Origin of the sequence: Paraburkholderia tuberum STM678, assembly GCF_902833905.1 — a bacterium.
In the GTDB taxonomy this organism is placed as follows: domain Bacteria; phylum Pseudomonadota; class Gammaproteobacteria; order Burkholderiales; family Burkholderiaceae; genus Paraburkholderia; species Paraburkholderia tuberum.
The window spans coordinates 1-19214 of sequence record NZ_CADFGP010000046.1 but is presented as its reverse complement, the minus strand read 5'-3'; the positions used below and the strand labels follow the sequence as shown (position 1 = coordinate 19214).

Below are 19214 nucleotides of genomic sequence, written 5' to 3'. Positions count from 1 at the left end.
GCGCGTCCTTACGCGAACACTGCGCGGTGCTGCGCCGAAGCCGGCGCGAGCTGTGCACCACCGTTAGCGTCAGCGTCGCCCACCTGAAACGCCGCGGCCGCGCGTTGCAGACTCATCGCCTGCTCCTTCAGCGACTGTGCCGCGGCCGCCGCCTGCTCGACGAGCGCCGCGTTCTGCTGCGTCATGCTGTCCATCTGCGTGACCGCGAGATTCACCTGGTCGATGCCGGCGCTCTGTTCCGCCGCGGCCGCAGCGATTTCCTGCACGACACCGGTCACACGCATGATCGCGTCGCGCGCTTCGTCAATCGTCGAGCCGGTGTTTTCGACCAGCGTTGCACCACTGCCGACGCTGCCCACCGCATGACTGATCAGCTCGCGAATTTCCTTCGCCGCGGTCGCGCTACGCTGCGCGAGGCTGCGCACCTCGCTCGCGACGACTGCGAAGCCGCGGCCTTGCTCGCCCGCGCGTGCTGCCTCAACCGCAGCATTCAGCGCGAGGATGTTGGTCTGGAATGCGATGCCCTCGATCGTCGCGATGATCTCGACCATGCGACCCGATTCGTTCGAGACCCCCTTCATCGCCGCGACGGCCTGCGTGACCATGTCGCCGCCGCGGTTCGCGATTTTCGCGGCGCCGGCCGCAAGCTCGCTGGCAGTGCGCGCGTTGTCTGCAGTCTGGCGGACCATCGCCGTCATCTGCTCCATGCTCGACGCCGTTTCCTGCAACGACGCCGCCTGGCTCTCGGTGCGCGACGACAGGTCCGCGTTGCCGTTCGCGATCTCGTTCGCGCCGCACGCGACGTTGTCGGACGCATGCTTGATCTGGCAGATGGTATCCGTCAACGCGTCGCGCATCCGCTGCATTACGTGTAGGAGGCTCGACGTGTCGCCGTTGCGCGTGCGGATCGCCACTGTCAGGTCGCCCGATGCGATCGCGTCCGCCACGTTCGCCGCGTAGGCCGGATCGCCGCCGACCATGCGCGCGATGCTGCGGTTCGTCACCGCGACGAGCGTCACGAGGACCGCGGACACGGCCACGAAGATCGCGCCGACCAGCCACAACGACGCCATGAACGCAGCGTCGATGTCGTCAACATAGGCGCCGGTTGCGATGATCCAATCCCACGGCGCATAGCGCACCACGTAGCCGATCTTGCCGACCGCCTGTGTCGACGCCGCGCCTGAATGCGGGAACACGTAGTCGACGAAGCCGCCGTCCGGCGCCTGTGCGGTCGACGCGAACGTCACGTAATGGTGACGGCCGTCGGCATCGGCGCTGCCCGCGAGATCCTTGCTTTCGAGTGCCGGCTTGATCGGATGCATTACCATCTGCGGCTTCGAATTGATCACGAGGAAGTAGCCGTCTTCGCCGTAGCGGACGCCGCGCAGGCGTTCGAGTGCCTCCTTGCGGGCATCCGCCTCCGGCAACGCGCCGCTTTGCGCCAGCGCCGCATACTCCGTCACGATGCTGAGTCCGACGTGCGCGATGTTCGTGAGGTCGTGCTTACGTTCTTCGATGCGCGTCTCGCGCGACTGCCACGCCGCCGATACGGAGACAGCGAGCAACGCGACGAGGCTGATGATCAACGGCAGCCAAAGCTTCTGCGTAAAACTGAGCTTGTGCATCCTGAGTCCTCGTGCAAATGAATGGAAACCGCGCAGGGCTGCCGTGCGAAGTGGCATGTGTATGGGCGCGCCGTGTGGCGCCGGCGGACTGTCCGGCGGCCATCCGGTGGTTCCTGCTCGAGTTATCGGCGGATACGAGCGAAAGTTTCATCCCGTGAAACCCTCGGTTACCACCTTGCCAAGGCGTATCGGAGGGCCCTTGTGCGTCGGCTCCCACGGAGCGTCATCAGGCACCAGCCGGCCAGAAGCGGGCACTCGACCGAGGCTGCCAGATCGCTGACGATGCTGCTTTGCAGACTAACTGCGAGTTCGGGGACATAGATATGGGATACGACGTCCACATCACCCGCAAGGAAAATTGGTTTGACGAAAGCGGACTCAAAATTGGTATCGACGAGTGGAAGGCACTCGTTCAGTCCGACCCAGATATGCGTCTCGACGGTTATGCGAGTGCGATCGTTGGCGACGCCAACGTCCTGCGGATAGATAGCGAGGGATTGGCCGTCTGGACAGCCCATGCCGGAACCGCTGTAAGTGGGAACATGGCATGGTTTGATTTCCGGCAAGGCAATGTAGTAGTCAAGAATCCTGACGTCGCGATTCTCGGCAAGATGTGGCAGTTAGCACGGAAGCTCGAAGCAAAGGTACAAGGCGACGAGTGTGAAGTCTACGGCGCAGATGGCCGCGTTATTGGTTAGTTAGTCGTCACCGCTCGGCCAGGAACGGCCATTCGAACTGGTAGCCGAAAGCGGTCAGTCGCCGTTACACTCGGAAAGGAAACAGCCGACCGAGGCGCTATCCCCTAGTTCGAGCGCCACCTGCGCTATCGACCCTGCGAGATCTTCAGCCCGGACCTCTACAATTGGCGGGCGCATACGATCGTTGCGCTGCGGGCGACTGTCACGCCACGGAGGGAGCAATGCTCAAAGGTCGCTGTTTTTGCGGAGAAGTCCGTTATGAAGTGTTGGATACACCCTTCAACTCCACAGTTTGTCACTGCGCAGACTGTCGCCGCGCATCTGCGGCCCCGTTCGTCGCCTGGTTTAGCGTCAAGCGATCCGAGTTTCGGTTCGTCCATGGCGAACCAAGGAGCTTCGCATGCAGTAAAGCGGTTTTGCGAACTTTCTGCCCGGACTGTGGCACGCAATTGACCTATCAACACGACGATTTCCCCGACGAGATTGACATTACGACATGCAGTCTCGACGTGCCGGACCTGGTTCCTCCTGAGCATCACACTTGGACATCGAGCAAGTTACCGTGGGTTCATGTACCTGACGCCCTGCCGAAACACGAGGGCAGCTACTCCAAGGGCTGAATTCAAATGGCAGGGCTGCACCTTTGTGATGGTTACCGAAACGAGTTGCGCGCGGCCCGGGCCGCCACCTAGTGGTTGGCTCATGCTCAGACACACAAGGCTCGCAGGAAGACGGTTCTTCGTGGCTTTTATCCTCGAACGTTGAACGGCCGCTTTCGGCAATGGGTAACGTCAGCTCTGGGTCGAGGCTGTGTGGAAACACGTTGATCGCCTATGGTTAGTCAACACGTTTTCCAATGGTGGCCCATGAAGCGATACATCGAAAGCGCGGCGCGAGAGCAAGTCGCGTTGCTGCCTGAGTCTCTCGACGATTACGTCGACGCCGAGAACCCTGTCCGCGTGATTGACGTCTTTGTCGACGAGCTTGATCTGGCGAGTCTTGGCTTCGAACGTGCTGCACCAGCTTTAACCGGTCGACCTGCATATCACCCATCGACCTTGCTTAAGCTGTACATCTATGGGTACCTGAACCGGCTTCAATCGAGTCGTCGTCTTGAGCGCGAAACACAGCGCAATCTTGAACTGATCTGGCTGACGGGCCAGTTGACGCCGGACTTCAAAACCATCGCTGACTTCCGCAAAGACAACGGCAACGCGATCCGCAAAGTCTGCCGGGAGTTTGTGATGCTTTGCCGGCAACTGAAGCTGTTCTCAGATGCCACCGTTGCCATCGATGGAAGCAAGTTCAAAGCGGTCAACAACCGCGACAAGAACTTCACGGACCACAAGCTCAAGGCTCGCATGGAACAACTCGAGCAAAGTATCGGCCGTTACATGGATAAACTGGATCGGGCCGATCGTGAGCCAGCGAGCCTACCGGAGGGACGCGTCCCGCACCTGAAAGAAAAGATATTTAAGATCAAGGCGCAGATGCAGAAACGCGGCGAGATCGAAACGCGCATGCGTGCAGCTCCAGACGGCCAGATCTCGCTAACTGATCCGGATGCGCGCTCAATGGCAACCAGCGGTCGTGGCACAGGAATGGTCGGCTATAACGTGCAGACCGCTGGAGATCTCAAGAACCACATGATCGTTGCGCATGAGGTCGTCAATGTCGGCCACGATCGTTCCCAGCTAGCCGCGATGGCCAAACTGGCGCGAGATGCGATTGGTGAAAATCAGCTAACCGCATTTGCTGATCGTGGTTACTACAAGAGTGAGGAAATTCTGCGATGCGAGCAGGACGGAATCAAGACGCTGGTCCCGAAGCCGCTGACCTCAAACAGCAAGGCCGAGGGTCGCTTTGATAAACGGGACTTCGTCTATATCGAATCCGACGACGCGTATCGTTGCCCGGCGGGAGAGCGGGCCATTTGGCGCTTCACGACCGTTGAGGCCGGCCTGACGATCCATAAATACTGGCCGTCAGCGTGTCCGAAATGCCAACTGAAACCGCAGTGCACGCCGAGTCCGTACCGAAGAGTCACGCGGTGGGAACATGAGAACGTACTTGAAGAAATGCAGCGCCGACTCGATCAGACGCCGGACGCCGCGAGGCTGAGACGACAGACGGTCGAGCATCCGTTCGGAACGCTCAAGTTCTGGATGGGCTCTGTGCACTTTCTGACAAAGACGCTGTCACGTGTTCGAACCGAGATGAGCCTTCACGTATTAGCCTACAACCTCAAGCGAGCGATGAATATCCTGGGTACGAAGGCATTGATGGAGGCGATGAGGGCGTGAGAACGCCCATCGCCGCGCTACCAATTGAAAAGCTGCGAAGTTCTTTCCTTCGATCGCGTTTTACCCCAACTTCTCGCTGCTACCCGCGGAACGTTTTCACACAGCCTCGGTCGGGTCGTGCCGCTCGCAGACACGCTATGACCGGCCCGGCTCGGCGATTAACGTTTGCTCCCGACTCGGCAATCGCGACCGGCGCATTTCGTATCAAGCCATCTTAGCGACGGCCACTGCGGGCCCACACGTAGCGTACCCAACGTTGCCATCGACCCTGTTGCGCAGCGGTAGTATTACGCTTTACCTGCTCTTCGCGGTCGCGCTCGACGCTCTTCTGTACCTGTTCGTGGATCTGGCGCAACGTCAAGCCACCGGGTCCTTTCAGTTCGTCCGAATCGGATTTGTCTGTCATGGCAATGGCTCATTCCTGAGAAGATCGATTTGATCTTGATACATATGGGGAGTCGCGGCAAGCACGCGACCGCTGCCTTCGAATCTGTAGGACTGGCACAATCGAGATGAACTTCTACCCGCTCGGGAATCCTCATGCCAGACGCTGTCCCGCCTTCGCCGCCTTCGCGGACTATAGGCCCCCTGTTTGCCCTGTTTCCCTTCATGCGCCCGTATGCCGGGCGCTGGGCGCTCGCGTTCCTGGCGCTGGTGACGTCGGCGGGCGCCACACTGGCGTTGCCGGTGGCGTTCAAATACCTGATTGACCGTGGCTTTGCTGCGGGTGACCGTACGCATATCGATCGCTATTTCCTCGCGTTATTCGCCGTTTCGCTGGTACTGGCCGGCGCCACGGCACTGCGCTTCTACCTCGTGTCGTGGCTGGGCGAGCGGGTCACGGCCGATTTGCGAAGTGCGGTCTACGACCACGTGCTGGAGATGAGCCCGCAGTTCTTCGAAACCACGCAGACCGGAGAGGTGCTGTCGCGGCTCACCACCGACACCACCTTGATTCAGACGGTGGTGGGCACCAGCCTGTCGCTGGGGTTACGCAACTTCTTCCTGCTTACCGGTGGCGTGGCGATGCTGGCAGTGACCAGCCCTGTGCTGTCAGGCTACATCATCGCCACGCTGGCGGTGGTGGTCGCTCCCATCGTTGTCTTCGGTCGGCGCGTGCGCCGCCTCTCGCGCGCCAGCCAGGACAAGGTAGCGAACGCGAGCGCGCTGGCGGGCGAGGTCCTCAATGCCATGCCGACCGTCCAGTCGTACACGCAGGAGTCCTTTGAGGCGCGGCGGTTTGCCGGCGCGGTGGAGGTGGCCTTTGAGACCGCGCTCAAGCGCATTCGGGCGCGTGCCTGGTTGACCGCCGTGGTTATCGTGCTGGTATTCGCCGCCGTCGTGTTCGTCCTCTGGCTTGGGGCGCAGGCTGTGCTAGCCGGGCGGATGACGGCTGGCCAGTTGTCCCAGTTCATCCTCTATGCGGTGTTCACCGCCGGGGCCGTGGGCGCTGTCGCCGAAGTGTGGGGCGATCTGCAGCGGGCTGCCGGCGCTACCGAACGTTTATTGCAACTGCTGGCGGCACGCTCGCCGGTGGCGCAGGCCGAGGCCACGGTCACGCTGCCGGCGCGCGGGGACGGCATCCGCTTCGACAATGTTAGCTTTTCGTATCCGTCCCGCCCCGGCATCGCTGCACTCGCCGGGCTCTCGCTCGACGTCCGCGCGGGCGAACATGTCGCGCTGGTTGGACCGTCCGGCGCCGGCAAAACCACGCTGTTCCAACTGCTGCTGCGCTTTTACGACCCACAGGCCGGCAGCATTCTGATCAACGGTGTCCCGACGCGGCAGGTGCCGCTCGTCGAGTTGCGCAGGGGAATTGGGGTAGTGCTGCAGGAATCGGTGATCTTTTCGGGCAGCGTGCTCGACAACATCCGCTACGGCGCGCCCGACGCCACACTCCCGCAAGTGCAGCGGGCTGCCGAAATGGCCGCTGCGGACGGCTTTATCGAAGCACTGCCGCAAGGCTACGACACGTTTCTAGGCGAGCGCGGAGTACGGCTGTCTGGCGGACAGCGCCAACGCATTGCGATCGCCCGCGCGATCCTGAAGAATCCGCCCATCCTGCTGCTGGACGAGGCCACCAGCGCACTCGACGCTGCCAGCGAACGCCTCGTCCAAAAGGCGCTGGACAATGCCGCGCAGAACCGCACCACGCTGGTCATCGCGCACCGCCTCGCGACCGTACAGCAAGCGGATAGCATCGTCGTGCTGGAGCAAGGCCGCATCGTCGCGCAGGGCCGCCACGCCGACTTGCTTTTGAGTTCGCCGCTTTATGCCCAGCTTGCCGCCCTGCAGTTTGGCGAGCAGGTTGCGCATACGGGACAGCGCGACGCTGAGTGCGATCGGGTCGACTCGGCGTGAAGACACGATCCAGGTCGGCACGGGCAACCGCAGGGCTCCCAACGGATCGACATGACGCGGTAGCGTAACGCAATAAGCGGCCAACTGCGGCCGCTCGCTCGAGCTCTCATACGGACGTTCAAACGTCGGCTCGGCCTCGACACCGGACCTTCATATGCAGAGCATGTCCGTCGCGTATCTCGCGGCAAGATTCATTGCGTGGTGCGGTATCAACGAGGTAACCCAAACCCAGGAGCCGGATTGGTCGCAACGGTTCATTTCATAACCGCACACCCCGTGGGCGCTTTTTTGTAGCCCCCTCGGGAGCCTTTTCGTTCTGGGCGGCTACGTTGGCACACCCTTATGAACGGGAAGACATACCTTGATCGTGGTGCCGTTTCCCGGTGAACTGACAAGATCGATTTGACCACCCAGCATCAGCACGCGCTCCTTCATCCCCGCCAGCCCGAACGATCTTTTTCTGGTCGCCAGAGGATCGAATCCTTTTCCGTCATCCCGTACTTCCAGCAGACAGGCATCGGGCGTTCGCTCGAGCGTGATGGTCACCTGCATGGCCGCAGCGTGACGGGCAACGTTGGTCAGCGCCTCCTGGGCGACGCGAAACAGCACGATAGCGCGGTCCTCGCCCAGCACGAGAGTCTCGTCCTGCAAGCGGAGGCGACACACCGTGCACGGATTGCGGTTGAATTCGGCAGCGAGCCACTCGAGCGCAGCCACAATGCCCGCGTCTAGTGCTGCAGGGCGTAGCGACGCGATGACGCCCCGGACCACCTGCATGGTGGTGTCTACCAGGGCGGTCAATGCCCGGGCCTGTTCGACGAGCTCAGAGTGACCGTCGCCAAGCTGCATAGCTAGTACCGATGCTCCCATACGAAGCGCGGTGAGGTGTTGTCCCAGTTCGTCGTGCATTTCCCGCGCAATGTGCTTGCGCTCTTCCTCCCGAGCCGTCTCTCGATGGGAAGTGAGTTCCCGCAGCATCTCGTAGGACTCGTGCAAGCGGTGCTCCGCTTCCTTGCGGTCCGTCAGATCGAGCACGAAAGCGACACCCTCGTTTCCGCCCTCCTCGAACGTGGCGACGCCGATCAGCACGGGCACGCGACTGCCGTCTTTCCGGACGTACTCCTTTTCGAACGGTTCCAGGCGCCCAGTCACTTTCTGTTGTGGTATCCATTGACTCAGGTCACGGGCTAGCCATTCCGGTGGCGTGAGGTCCATCCAGCGTAGCCGGCCCGCCATGAGGTCCTCGCGGTCGTAACCCACGATGCGCAGAAACGCGTCGTTGGCCTCGATGATTTTGCCATCGAGATCGTAGATCATGATCCCGATGATGTTGGCCTCTACAAGGCGCCGGATTTTGGCTTCGCGTTGTTCGAGGTCGCGGTACAAGCGGGTATTCTCAAGCGAAGTCGCCGCCTGAGAAGCGAGGAGCCGGAGCACCGTAATCCGGGCCGGCGCGAACACCCGCGTGGTCAGATTGTTTTCGAGGTAAAGCGCGCCTATGAGCCTGGCCTGATTCATCAGGGGCAGGCAGAGAACGGAACGAGCCCTCCGCTGACCGATGTAGGGGTCCCCGGCAAACGATGGCTCGAGCGCGGCATCGTCAAGAACGAGGCTCTCCCGGGTGCGCAGGACGTGATAGAGGACCGACTCCGGCAACACTGCGGTGCTCACTGGTACGTCGCACAGTTCCACATGAGTCGAGTCGACGCGGGTCGTGGCTTCTGCGGCAATGTGCTGCTCACCGCAGCGTGGCAGAATCAACAGGCCGCGCTCGGCGCCGGCCTGTTCAATCGCCGTGCGCATGAGCGTATCGATCAGCTTTTCAAGAACGATCTCACCCGAGACGGCCTGCGACACCTTGATCACGGTCGCGAGGTCGAGGCGGTCGACCGGTGTCCCGATCGTGCCCGTCCCGCTGGGCGCGGACGCTTCCGTCCCAAGGTGCGGATACTTCTCGTCGAGTTGCCGCACCTTCCCTTCGGCGCCCCATCGCTGGTAGCCGTAGCGGGCGTCCTGCCGATACAGGCGGGCAATCTTCTCAAGACCCCGCGCCGCATAAAAGCGGGACGCGAGTTCATTGGCGAGTGCCTCATTGTGAACAAAGCCGTTTGCCTGGGCCGAGCGGATGGCCTTCTCGTAGAGCAGCTCGGCATCGAGCCCGCGGCCCTCCAGGCGAGCGATTTCAGCACCGACCAGCGCAGCACGGTTCTCAAAGTTCTCCGGGCAATTCTTCGCCCAGACCTGCAGTTGCCTGTGATGCGCACGCAGCGCCTCCAGGTGCTGCGGCCGCTCACCCGCCGGTTCACAGTCGCACGAGGCGGCATGCGTCAGCGCGCCGTAAAAGTGATATTCGGCTTCCTCACTGAAAGAAACTGAGGTCCAGAGCAACCGTTGCGCCTTCGATGCGGCGTCCAAAGCCGCCGCATAGTCGCCAGCGATACAGCGTGCCTGCAATTTCCGGATCCAGTACCAACATGCAGCGATCGCCAGGGCCGGGTTGCTGGACAAATGGTCTTCGGTGCGAAGCTCATTGAGCTGTCCGTCGTCAAAGCAACCGAATTTCAGCGTCAGGCCGCGGAGCATCCGGATCAGCGCGAGTTGCGCAGTGATGATGTCAATGACAAGGCCGAACCGCGCCTTCCCGGCGAAAGCAAGGCCATGTTCGGCTTCGCCTTGCACTTCTGGCAGCGGCTCGCCGGCGAAGAGCAGGTCCGAGTTGAGGTTGTTGCACGCGTAGGCCCCGTACGTGAGGTCCCCGATCCGGTTCGCCGCTTCGAACGCGCGGCGCAGCAGGTCAGGGCAGGCTCGCACGTGTTTCTTCCAGCGCACCACGAAAATCGAGAAGGCAAGATATGTCCTCGCCTCGAAGCGCCCGTGTCGTTCGACGAGTTCGTAGCCGAGCTGGCCGAATCGAAATCCAGCCTCGTAGTCGCCGAAACGCGGTCCGGCGATCCTCGCGAGCAGGGCATACGGGACGCATGAAGCATCGCAATGGCCCCGCTCAAGGCTGAGACTGACGGCCTTGCAGATCGTCAGGCAAGCCAGGTTCTCATCCGTAAACAAGGCCGGCGTCCAGAGTTTAGTCAGAACATCGACGGTCGCGAGGGAAGCCGGGTTCTCCATCAGGGGCCCACCGATAAGTTCCTCGATTGTCCGGCTCCCAAGCCGTGACCAGATGCGCTCATATTCGCGTCGCACCTCGTCATCTTGCGGATGGGGCGACCACTCGATACCGACATGGCGGAGGTAGTCGAGACACACAGCGACCGCGCGCGCGCTTTGATCGAGCGTCGTGTAGACATCCATTTGCAGGCACGCGACGGTAGCTTGTTCGACCGTGGTCGTGGCGCGCTTTGACAGCCCAGCTAATCGCTCCTCTGCAACCGATAACTGGCTGGTCAAAAACTCGCATTCGTCCCGGTTCAGCTCCAGCGCAAAGATCAACTCATGCCTGCGCTCCCAGCAATCGTCGTTCAATAGTTCCGCACCGATGATGAGATAGGTGAGCGCCGAGGCGTAGGCTGTCGACCCCTTGGCGCGCTGGCCCGCGATCAGGTTGAGCCCGGCCAGTTGCTCCCGTTCCTCTTGTGCGGTAATCAGCTCGGCGCCCCGATTTAGCTGACCCACGATCTCGAAGATCGCCTCGTCCCGTTTCCCGGGGGGCGTCTGCGCGGCGAGCAGCCGTCCAATCCGCAGATGGACCTCGGCGCGCAGTGCTTGCGGGATCAGCGAATAGGCGGCCTCCTGCACCCGGTCGTGGATGAATTTGTACGAGCCCTCCGCCCGCTCAAGAAGTTCCTGACGCATCGCCTCCCACAGCGCCGCGTGGACATGCGCCTCTGAGATGCCGAGAACGATCGACAGCGATGCGATCTCCGCGACGTTCCCCAGGCAGGCGAGCTGCTGTAACGCCTGCTGCGTTTCAGCCGGCAGGCGGGTCAGCTTGCCGACCATCAGATCGACCACATTGTCGGTGTAACCCTTCGCATGGATGCGATCGAGATCCCAGGACCAGCACCCAGCGTCATGATCGAAAGCGAGTAAATCCTCTTCGGCTAGCGCGTGCAGAAACTGAATCACGAAGAACGGGTTGCCGGCGGTCTTCTCCTGCACGAGCTGCGCCAGGCGGGCGGCGCGTCCCGGCTCGCCGTGAAGGGCCTCCGCAATCAACAGCTCTATGTGCTCACGGGCGAGCGGCGCAAGCCTGATGCCCTCGATCTTCGCGCCGGCGTCCTTAATCGCTTCAATTTTGCGCATCAGCGGATGCGCGGCATCGACCTCGTTGTCGCGATAGGCGCCGATCAGCATCAGGTGTTGCAGATCCGACCGGGTCAGGAGATCCTCCAGCAGGTCGAGCGTCGCCGCGTCGAGCCACTGCAGATCGTCGAGAAACAGTGCCAGCGGATGCACCGGCCGGGCAAAGACGCCGATGAAGCGCCGGAACACGAGCTGGAAACGGCTTTGCGCCTGCTGCGGCTCAAGTTCCAGGACCGGCGGCGGGTCCCCGATGATGAGCTTCAGTTCGGGGATGAGGTCGGTCATGAGCCGTGCATTCGGGCCCAGCGCCTCCAGCAATGCGCCGCGCCAGCTCGCCAGCTCGGTCTCGCGCTTGCCGAGAAGCGGCTGCACCAGGCCTTGAAAAGCCTGCACCAGCGTCGAATAGGGAATGTCGCGCTTGTACTGGTCGAACTTGCCAGAGGCGAATAACCCCCGCGATGGCACCAGCACCTTGTGCAGTTCGTTGACGACCGAGGATTTGCCGATGCCCGAATACCCGGAGACCAGCACCAGTTCTGGCGTGCCGCTCCTGACCACGCGGTCGAACGCGGCGACCAGGGTATCGACCTCGCGCTGCCGCCCGTACAGTTTCTCGGGGATCAGCAGCCGGTCGGGCGTGTCGTGTTCGCCCAGTGGGAACGCATCGATGAGGTGCTTACGCTCCCACCCGGCCAGGCAGCGCTGCAGGTCGCGCTCAACACCGGAGGCAGTCTGGTAGCGCTCTTCGGCGGTCTTGGCGAGCAACTTCATGACGATCTGGGAGACCGGAGCAGGGACCGTCTCCAGGCGCTCGCGTGGCGGCACCGGCTTTCGGGCGATATGGCAGTGCACCCATTCCATGGGGTCTGCGGCCGTAAACGGCAGCGTGCCAGTGAGCATCTGATAGAGCGTGACGCCGAACGAATAGAGGTCGCTGCGGGAGTCGACTGAGCGGTTCATCCGTCCGGTCTGCTCGGGTGCCATGTAGGCGAGGGTGCCTGCGATGGTTTCGGGCGGCGCGAGCGCCTGTCGCTCGCGCGGCAGCCGCGAGGCGATGCCAAAGCCGGTGAACCGCGCCTGTCCATCCGCGCAGTTCACGAGGATATTGGCGGGCTTGAGGTTCTTATGGACGAGGCCGCGCTGGTGGAGTTTGCCCAGCGCCGCGGCGATGCCGACGGCAAGGCGCAAGACACTGCCCACCTCCATGGGCGCGCCAAGCAGCCGCGCGAGCGGCTCACCGCCCGGATCGTCGAGCACCAGCAGAGTCCGGCCGCCTTCGCGCACCAGGTCCCGCGGCCGCACCGCCCACGCGCCGTCGAGGTCGTCCTTCAGTCCGAATTCGTGCGCGAGGCGAGCGAGGCTGGCGGGTGGCGGATGTTCGGCAGCGGGCCGCGCGATCAGTACGTTGTCGTCGCCGCCATCGCCCTGGCGCCGCCCTCGACAGAAGACGCACTCGCCATCGTCCCACAAGATCTGGAGGCTGTTACCCATCGGCGCCGCAACCATAGGTAGGGTTCATCTGCCGCACGCTGCCGTCAGGCTCCTGCCGGTCATGCGGTTAAGAAGGGGACGCCATCATTCGTCTGCCCCAACTGCGCCGGGTGCGCTGAAAAGACGGCATCGCCACGGCCAGCAACGCGTACAGCAGAAAGCTGTCTCGTCAGGATACACCTCGACGACCGCGGCGCCATTGGGATTCGGTCGGAGTGCCGGCGGTGAAGCCCTGCACACGCTACTCGGACTGTACCGTCCAAATGGGATGACCAGGCGCCATCGACGTGGCTTCGCCGAAAGGATACGCGCATGAAGCCTGATGAAAAGGCGGAGGGTCACAGACACGGGCGCCTGTTTGGAGCGAACTTCCGCGGCACGGTCTTGGCCGACCTCGGCCAACGATCCGCGACCGTAAGCAAGGCCCGAGAGCGTACCGGGAGTCGCGGCACGGATGACCGTTGTGCTCGCGAAGCTGCCGTTAGCTTGACCAGGTGTCCGACGGCAGAAATGGGTCGTGTGCTGTCGATCGTTGGCTGGCGAGGTTGAACCTGCATATGCAAGTTGCATGGGTCGGCACCCGGCCAACTACGGCCGTTCGGCCACGCCCGCAGGCGGACATTCGAACGCCGGCTCCGCCCCAAACAGCGGACCTTCACCGCCTACGCTGGCTCGTAGCGTTGTCGGCCATCAAGGTCATTCGGATCTCGGCGAGTACGACCTACCGCGAATGGCCGGTCTAGAACACATGCAAAGCGACGCACGAAGGCATCACTGACCTACCGACGTAGAAAGAGTCTGCGAGCCGTTCAATTGCTGCTTGGCCAAACCCGCGTCGAACGCACCGTTGGACATCTGGGTAAATCGACCATGCACTGGAAACGTTCGAACAGGCCAATGTATGACGTACAAAGTAGCGATCGGCTGGGGAGGTCCCTGGCCTAGGGCCAGCTTCGGACGCGGGCCTGCACGTCAAGACGGGCATTAGAACCTCGGCTTCGCGCCGATCGTGTGAGGAGCCCCGCATCGATACTCGCAAGGTCGCCACGTGGCGCATGTTCGATGCTCTTACTTAAGTGATACCGCCGCACGCGCCTAACGTTCCCGTCGCCTAATCAGGCAATCGTTGGAATGCGCGCGAAGTGCATGGACAAGTAGCGTTACCTCGCCGATCATAGTCTTGGACGGTATGCCAGAGATCCAGCGATGACCGACGACATGACAACGTGGCTGGTGCAGATTGGCCTCGGTGGACACGCTGCGAAGTTCGCCTCGGAAGGGATCGATTGGGATGTGCTCGGCGACCTTTCCGATGACGAGTTGAAGGAGCTTGGCCTGACGCTCGGTGACCGAAAGCGGCTGGCGAAAGGGCTCACTGCACTAACCGACGCCCACGCGCGATCGCTCGGATACGCGAAGGAACGAGGAGAGCGGCCTTCGGTGTCTACGTCCGCAGCCGTCGAGGCCGAGAGACGGCAGCTCACCGTGATGTTCGTCGACCTGATTGATTCGACGGGGCTCGCGGAGCGATTCGATCCCGAGGACATGCGGCGCCTGCTAGGTTTCTATCATCAAGCCTGCGCAAGCGCGATCGAAGCTCATGAAGGTCACATCGCGCTTTACCTCGGTGACGGGCTGCTCGTTTATTTCGGCTATCCAAACGCGCACGAAGACGATGCCGTGCGCGCAGTACTTTCCGCTCTCGCCGTCGTCGCGGCGCTTCGCGAGGCCAACGATCGCATCGAAATTGAGCACGGCGTACGCCTGCAGTTGCGTATCGGTATCGAGACGGGACTTGTCGTCGTCGGGGCAATTGGCGCTGGAGCCACGCTCGATCACCAGGCGATCGTCGGAGAGGCCCCAATCGTCGCCGCAAGGCTGCAGTCGCTCGCCCCGCCCGACGCAATCGTCGTGGGCCCGGCCATTCAACGCTTGATCGAAGGTTCGTTCCTGCTCGAAAATCTCGGGTGGCAAGAACTGAAAGGGATTTCGGGTCCGGTTCAGGTCCAGCGCGTGCTGGCACAAACGGATGCGATCGACCGCTTTGGAGTCAGGGCGGGCCATCGCATGACGCCGCTGATCGGACGGGCCGCGGAACTCGAAATGATCCGGCAGCGCTGGAAGCAGAGCGTTGACGGCGAGATGCGCTGCGTGCTGTTGATCGGCGAGCCGGGAATCGGAAAATCCCGCGTGTTGCGAGCATTCGACGATAGCATCAGTGGAGACACCCATGCGGTCATTTCGCTCCAATGTTCCGCGTACCATCGCAACAGCCCTTTTTGGCCGGTATTACGCTGGATACGGCGCGTCTTTGGCCTGGCACCCGACGCGCACGGCGCTTCGGATCCCGAACGGCTTGAGGCTGGAATCGCAAGCCTTGGAGTCGATGTCGACGAAGCGGTTCTCGTACTCACAACGTTGCTGGAAATTCCAGCTACTGTGCGCCATCCTGCGATCGACACCTCATCGCCTTCATTTAAACGACGGACGCTGGACGTGCTCGTCGCCATCATCGAAAGCTCGACGCGCATTCAGCCGGTGCTCGTCGTTGTAGAGGACGCGCACTGGATCGATCCGTCTTCGCAGGAGTTCGTTCGGCTGCTGCTCGAGCGACTGGCGGCCGCCCCGCTGTTTGTACTGCTCACGGCGCGGCCCGATTTCGAACCAGGATGGACTTACCCTCATCAGGTAAAGGTCAATCTCGATCGGCTTTCTCGCCGTGATTGCATCGCGATGATCGAACGGCTGACCGATGGAAAGCGGCTTCCGGATCTCGTACTCGATCAGATCGTCTCCAAAACGGACGGCGTGCCGCTTTTCGTCGAAGAGCTTACGAAGACCGTCCTGCAGGGCGATTTGTTGCAGGATGCTGGCATCAGCTACGAGTTGAAAGGAAGGCTGCAGACAATTGCGATTCCGGACACGCTGCAGGGCTCGTTGCTATCGCAGCTCGACCGGCTGGAGCCAACCGTCAAGGAAACAGCCCAGATCGCGGCCACAGTGGGGCGGGAGTTCGGCAGAAAGCTGCTTGGCCTGATTGCCTCGAAGCCAGAGGACGAACTGCAGGAAACGCTTGACCGCCTGGTCGCAGCCGAAATTATCGTTCCCTCTTCCGGTACGCCAGCGGAGAGAGACGTGTATCTGTTCCGGCACGCGCTGATCCAGGAGATCGCGTACCAATCCCTGTTGCTTGCGCGTCGCCGCCAATACCATGGGCTGATCGCCGCCGCCCTGGAGGACAATTATCCGGAAGTCGCGGAGCGGCAACCCGAACTGATTGCTCAGAATTTCACTGGAGCCGACCTGCCGGATCGTGCAATCGCCTACTGGCAGCGTGCGGGAGAACGGGCGCTTTCGGGCGCGGCCTATGAGGAGGCTATCGCTCACGCGCGGCATGGGCTTGAACTGATAAACCGCTGTTCCTACCGTGATCAGGACCGGGCAGCCCACATGGTGCGTCTGCTGCTGACAAGAGGCGGAGCGGAGCTCAGATTGGCCCGCCGCGAGGCGATAGAGTCCTTCCGGCAGGCGGCACAAATTGCACGCGAGCAGAACCTCCCGTCGTTTCTTGTGCAGGCGGCGTTGGGGTTTGACACCGCCGAGACGTTCCTCGAAGGCTCCGGCAAAGCCTCGCTCTCCTTGCTCGAAGAGGCGCTCGCCTTGATCGGCACCGAAGAGTCGGTCGAACGCTGTCGGCTGTTGAGTCGACTGGTCCGCACCGTTCACATGACCGGTGCACGTGAACAAGCTGACGAACTGGTTTTGGAGGCTGTTGCTCTAGCCAGACGCCTGAACGACCTGCCGAGCTTATTCGACGCATTGGTGTGCGACATGATGCATATCGGGGCCCGCCCTTTGCCTGCGGACAAGTTCGCGGAGCGTGAAGGCGTGTTGCAGGAGTTGAGACAGATTGCAGAAGCTCTCGGTGACGCACACACCATAGGTCACGCATGCGCTCGATGTCTCGCCGGCTACCTGGAGATCGGCGAGGTGGAGCGCTTCGAGAGCGCGCTCGAAAGGTATCGGCAGATTGCCACCAGTGGGCAGCATTTCGTCGACAAATGGTGTGTGACGGGTGCGCAGGCGATGCGGGCCATACTCGTCGGGGACTTCGCCGTGGCGGAGCACAAGGCGCGAGAGTCGTTGCAGATGGCGCAGACCGTCGACGCGACACTGGCAACGGGCGTCTACGGCATGCAGATGTTCACGATACGCCGCGAGCAAGGCCGGCTTGCCGAGGTAGCGCCGCTCTTCAAGCGGTTCGTCGACGAGCATTCCGAAAACGCTGCGTGGCGGCCCGGGCTCATGTTGATCTGCAGCGATCTCGGCTTCGAATCACAGGCCCGCGACAATCTCGATCGGCTCGCGGAATCGGAATCCAGCATCCCCATCGACAGTAAGCGGCTCGTTACGTTGACGTATCTGGCGGAAGTTGCTGCGCGACTCCGGGACATTGAGCATGCCGAACAGGTTTATGAACTTCTCCTGCCGTTCAGGGATCAGGTCGTCACCGTTCCTGTTTTTACGCTGTGCTGCGGATCTGCGGCACGGTATCTCGGCATGCTCGCCGGCGCTCTGGGCGAATGGTCCGCCGCCGAAGAGCATTTCGAATACGCGCTGCGCATGGATGAGCGCTTGCGAGCGTCGCCCTGGCTGGCGCATAGCCGGCACGAATTCGCGCTCATGCTGGCAGCACGCAATCGCATCGAAGATAGAGCACGAGCGCAAGACCTGCTCGCCACGGCGGCCACCGCAGCCAACGAACTGAAGATGTTCGCTCTCGTAGAGCGCATCGGTGGCGCTCGGACAAGCACAGGGCACAGAAACTAGCACACGGCTGCATGTTTCGAAGCGCAGCGATGCAGCCACTACTCAAGGAGGACCCCATGCCACGTTTTATGATTGAACGAAACTTTGCGGAACAGCTGGAGGTCACCGGCGAAAGTGCGGGTGCCGTGAAACGGATCAACGACGAGGAGGGCGTCGAGTGGCTCTTTTCGTTTCTCAGCGCGGACAAGAAGAAGACTTATTGCCTATATGAGGCGCCCAACGCCGAAGCCATCCGCGCTGCGGCACGTCGGGCGAACCTGCCGGCCGATGTGATCATTGAGGTGAGCGACTTGCGGCCAGAAATGTTCAGTTAGAGGGCTAGGCGCGAATAGCACCGGTGTGTCGCGAGGACGATGCAACGACAGGAGCGCCGCCCGCGTCATCGGGCAACAGCAACAACGCTGGACCGAGTGACCCGATCCATAACAAGACAGCCCTGACAATTTGCCTTAATGCCCGAAACCGCCGAGTTGAGCCCTCGCGGACCAGGCACCGAAGGGCGGAAAAGGCCTGGGACACGGCCGCGGTTAAGGAGGCGCGGATGGCCGTTGTACGTTTGGAAGCCGCCACTGATAAGGAGCTTCCTCCGGTGGCCGATCTGGGTCGCAAGTACTCGTTCGCTTTCCGTGGGACGAGTCATTCGCGACCACCGACCTGTGAATGACAGGAAAGCGCCCCATACCCGTCTGACCAGCACCGATCCTCGAATGACGGCATTGGCCGATGAAGGACCGTCCGTCTTTCACAATCGAACGTCCGGAAGCAGAGGCGGATTCAACGTCCGAATGGTCGCCCCCTTGGCCGCGGAAGCGAAAAAATTCGCATATTGACTGCTGGCCTGCCAAAGGCGCTCGCCATGACAAAGTCCTGGCACCATTGTACGACTGCCCAAAAAGGCACCCTCCTTCGAAATGTTCGCACCGTGTTGTCGCTTTTCTAGCACCGTTATGGGGCGTTTTAAGCAAAGACTAAAGAAGTTCTTCAACCGGTCGATAGCTTGATCAGGGGCTCTTCCCGCCGTGGGACCTGAACCAGAGGTCCGACGTTCCCTGCACGGAGAAACTCAGTGAAACGCCTGGCTTGCCGCACGTGGGACGAAAACTTTGCGACAGAGCGACCACGCCCATGAAACGCAACCTGTTCTTCCGGTTTCTCGGACGTCTCCGCGTCGGCCGAAAGCTGCTGCTGATTTATCTGCTCGACTTGAGCGCAGTCCTTTACATCAGCGGCATCCTGATCCGCGAAAAGTACATCGCAATTGACTTCTCCGACAAGGAGCTGATCGGGAATGCCTACGTCGCGGCCGTGCATGACGCGCTTATCGACTTCGCACTCGCGGGGGCTGGGCAGCCGCAGACTGCGGTCCAATTGAAGAGCACTGCTAGCAGACTCGACGACGCAGAGCGCCGCTTTGGCGCGAACATGCAAAGCGCAGTTATTAACGAACGGGTCCGCGATGCACTCGAAGCAAGTTCGGCGCCGCATGCGAGCGCATCGACGGTGGACCTCGGCCTCGACGCGACGCGCGCACTGGTGACACGGGTCGGTAACCAGTCGAACCTGATTCTGGATCCGGACCTGGACAGCTACTATTCAATGTCACTGTCGATTCTGCGCTACCCGGAGCTGCTCGGCGACGTCAACCG

Annotated in this window: 9 protein-coding genes and 2 pseudogenes; 8 read left to right on the top strand and 3 right to left on the bottom strand. The window is 61.7% G+C overall.

Translation table 11 applies throughout. The annotated features are described in order from the left end of the window. Positions 1–8: 8 nt before the first annotated feature. Positions 9–1628, bottom strand: a complete 1620-nt coding sequence (locus HWY30_RS30380) for a methyl-accepting chemotaxis protein (RefSeq protein ID WP_090812203.1) — start codon at positions 1626–1628, stop codon at positions 9–11. A gap of 323 nt (positions 1629–1951) precedes the next feature. On the opposite strand from HWY30_RS30380, the gene HWY30_RS30375 reads away from it, so the two are divergent. The 3 genes from HWY30_RS30375 to HWY30_RS30365 all read left to right on the top strand — a co-directional run bounded on the left by HWY30_RS30375 (position 1952) and on the right by HWY30_RS30365 (position 4629). Beyond that, entirely contained in the window at positions 1952–2326 is a 375-nt protein-coding gene (locus HWY30_RS30375) for a hypothetical protein (protein ID WP_090812592.1), read from the top strand. A gap of 221 nt (positions 2327–2547) precedes the next feature. Next, on the top strand, positions 2548–2946 hold the full coding sequence (locus tag HWY30_RS30370) for a GFA family protein (protein ID WP_090812593.1): 399 nt from the start codon (positions 2548–2550) through the stop codon (positions 2944–2946). Between the two features lie 246 nt (positions 2947–3192). Beyond that, on the top strand, positions 3193–4629 hold the full coding sequence (locus HWY30_RS30365) for an IS1182 family transposase (protein ID WP_090812204.1): 1437 nt from the start codon (positions 3193–3195) through the stop codon (positions 4627–4629). Between the two features lie 214 nt (positions 4630–4843). Here HWY30_RS30365 and HWY30_RS30360 read toward each other — a convergent pair whose 3' ends face one another. Further along, on the bottom strand, positions 4844–5035 hold the full coding sequence (locus tag HWY30_RS30360; RefSeq protein WP_090812205.1) for a hypothetical protein: 192 nt from the start codon (positions 5033–5035) through the stop codon (positions 4844–4846). Between the two features lie 134 nt (positions 5036–5169). Here HWY30_RS30360 and HWY30_RS30355 point away from each other — a divergent pair, with 134 nt between their 5' ends. Then, positions 5170–6990, top strand: coding sequence for an ABC transporter transmembrane domain-containing protein (locus tag HWY30_RS30355; RefSeq protein WP_090812206.1), 1821 nt, complete (start codon positions 5170–5172; stop codon positions 6988–6990). Between the two features lie 324 nt (positions 6991–7314). Here HWY30_RS30355 and HWY30_RS30350 read toward each other — a convergent pair whose 3' ends face one another. After that, the gene (locus HWY30_RS30350) at positions 7315–12738 is read right to left on the bottom strand and encodes an AAA family ATPase (protein WP_090812594.1); all 5424 of its coding nucleotides are present in this window, start codon (positions 12736–12738) and stop codon (positions 7315–7317) included. 744 nt (positions 12739–13482) lie between these two features. On the opposite strand from HWY30_RS30350, the pseudogene HWY30_RS41955 reads away from it, so the two are divergent. The 4 genes and pseudogenes from HWY30_RS41955 to HWY30_RS30335 form a co-directional block, all read left to right on the top strand. Continuing rightward, positions 13483–13683: pseudogene (locus HWY30_RS41955) on the top strand (hypothetical protein); the annotation flags it as partial. A 261-nt stretch (positions 13684–13944) separates the two neighbouring features. Beyond that, complete coding sequence (locus HWY30_RS30345) at positions 13945–17568, top strand: AAA family ATPase (protein WP_090812207.1); 3624 nt, start codon at positions 13945–13947, stop codon at positions 17566–17568. Between the two features lie 56 nt (positions 17569–17624). After that, positions 17625–17882 (top strand): DUF4242 domain-containing protein, encoded by a 258-nt coding sequence (locus HWY30_RS30340; protein ID WP_026226125.1) that lies wholly within the window; start codon positions 17625–17627, stop codon positions 17880–17882. A gap of 811 nt (positions 17883–18693) precedes the next feature. Then, a pseudogene (locus HWY30_RS30335) lies at positions 18694–19214 on the top strand (sensor domain-containing diguanylate cyclase); the annotation flags it as partial.

Bases quoted from the DNA above. Each gene is read 5' to 3' on its own strand.
- HWY30_RS30380 (WP_090812203.1), bottom strand. From the start codon at position 1,628: ATGCACAAGCTCAGTTTTACGCAGAAGCTTTGGCTGCCGTTGATCATC.
- HWY30_RS30345 (WP_090812207.1), top strand. From the start codon at position 13,945: ATGACCGACGACATGACAACGTGGCTGGTGCAGATTGGCCTCGGTGGA.
- HWY30_RS30375 (WP_090812592.1), top strand. From the start codon at position 1,952: ATGGGATACGACGTCCACATCACCCGCAAGGAAAATTGGTTTGACGAA.
- HWY30_RS30365 (WP_090812204.1), top strand. From the start codon at position 3,193: ATGAAGCGATACATCGAAAGCGCGGCGCGAGAGCAAGTCGCGTTGCTG.
- HWY30_RS30360 (WP_090812205.1), bottom strand. From the start codon at position 5,035: ATGACAGACAAATCCGATTCGGACGAACTGAAAGGACCCGGTGGCTTG.
- HWY30_RS30370 (WP_090812593.1), top strand. From the start codon at position 2,548: ATGCTCAAAGGTCGCTGTTTTTGCGGAGAAGTCCGTTATGAAGTGTTG.
- HWY30_RS30350 (WP_090812594.1), bottom strand. From the start codon at position 12,738: ATGGGTAACAGCCTCCAGATCTTGTGGGACGATGGCGAGTGCGTCTTC.
- HWY30_RS30340 (WP_026226125.1), top strand. From the start codon at position 17,625: ATGCCACGTTTTATGATTGAACGAAACTTTGCGGAACAGCTGGAGGTC.
- HWY30_RS30355 (WP_090812206.1), top strand. From the start codon at position 5,170: ATGCCAGACGCTGTCCCGCCTTCGCCGCCTTCGCGGACTATAGGCCCC.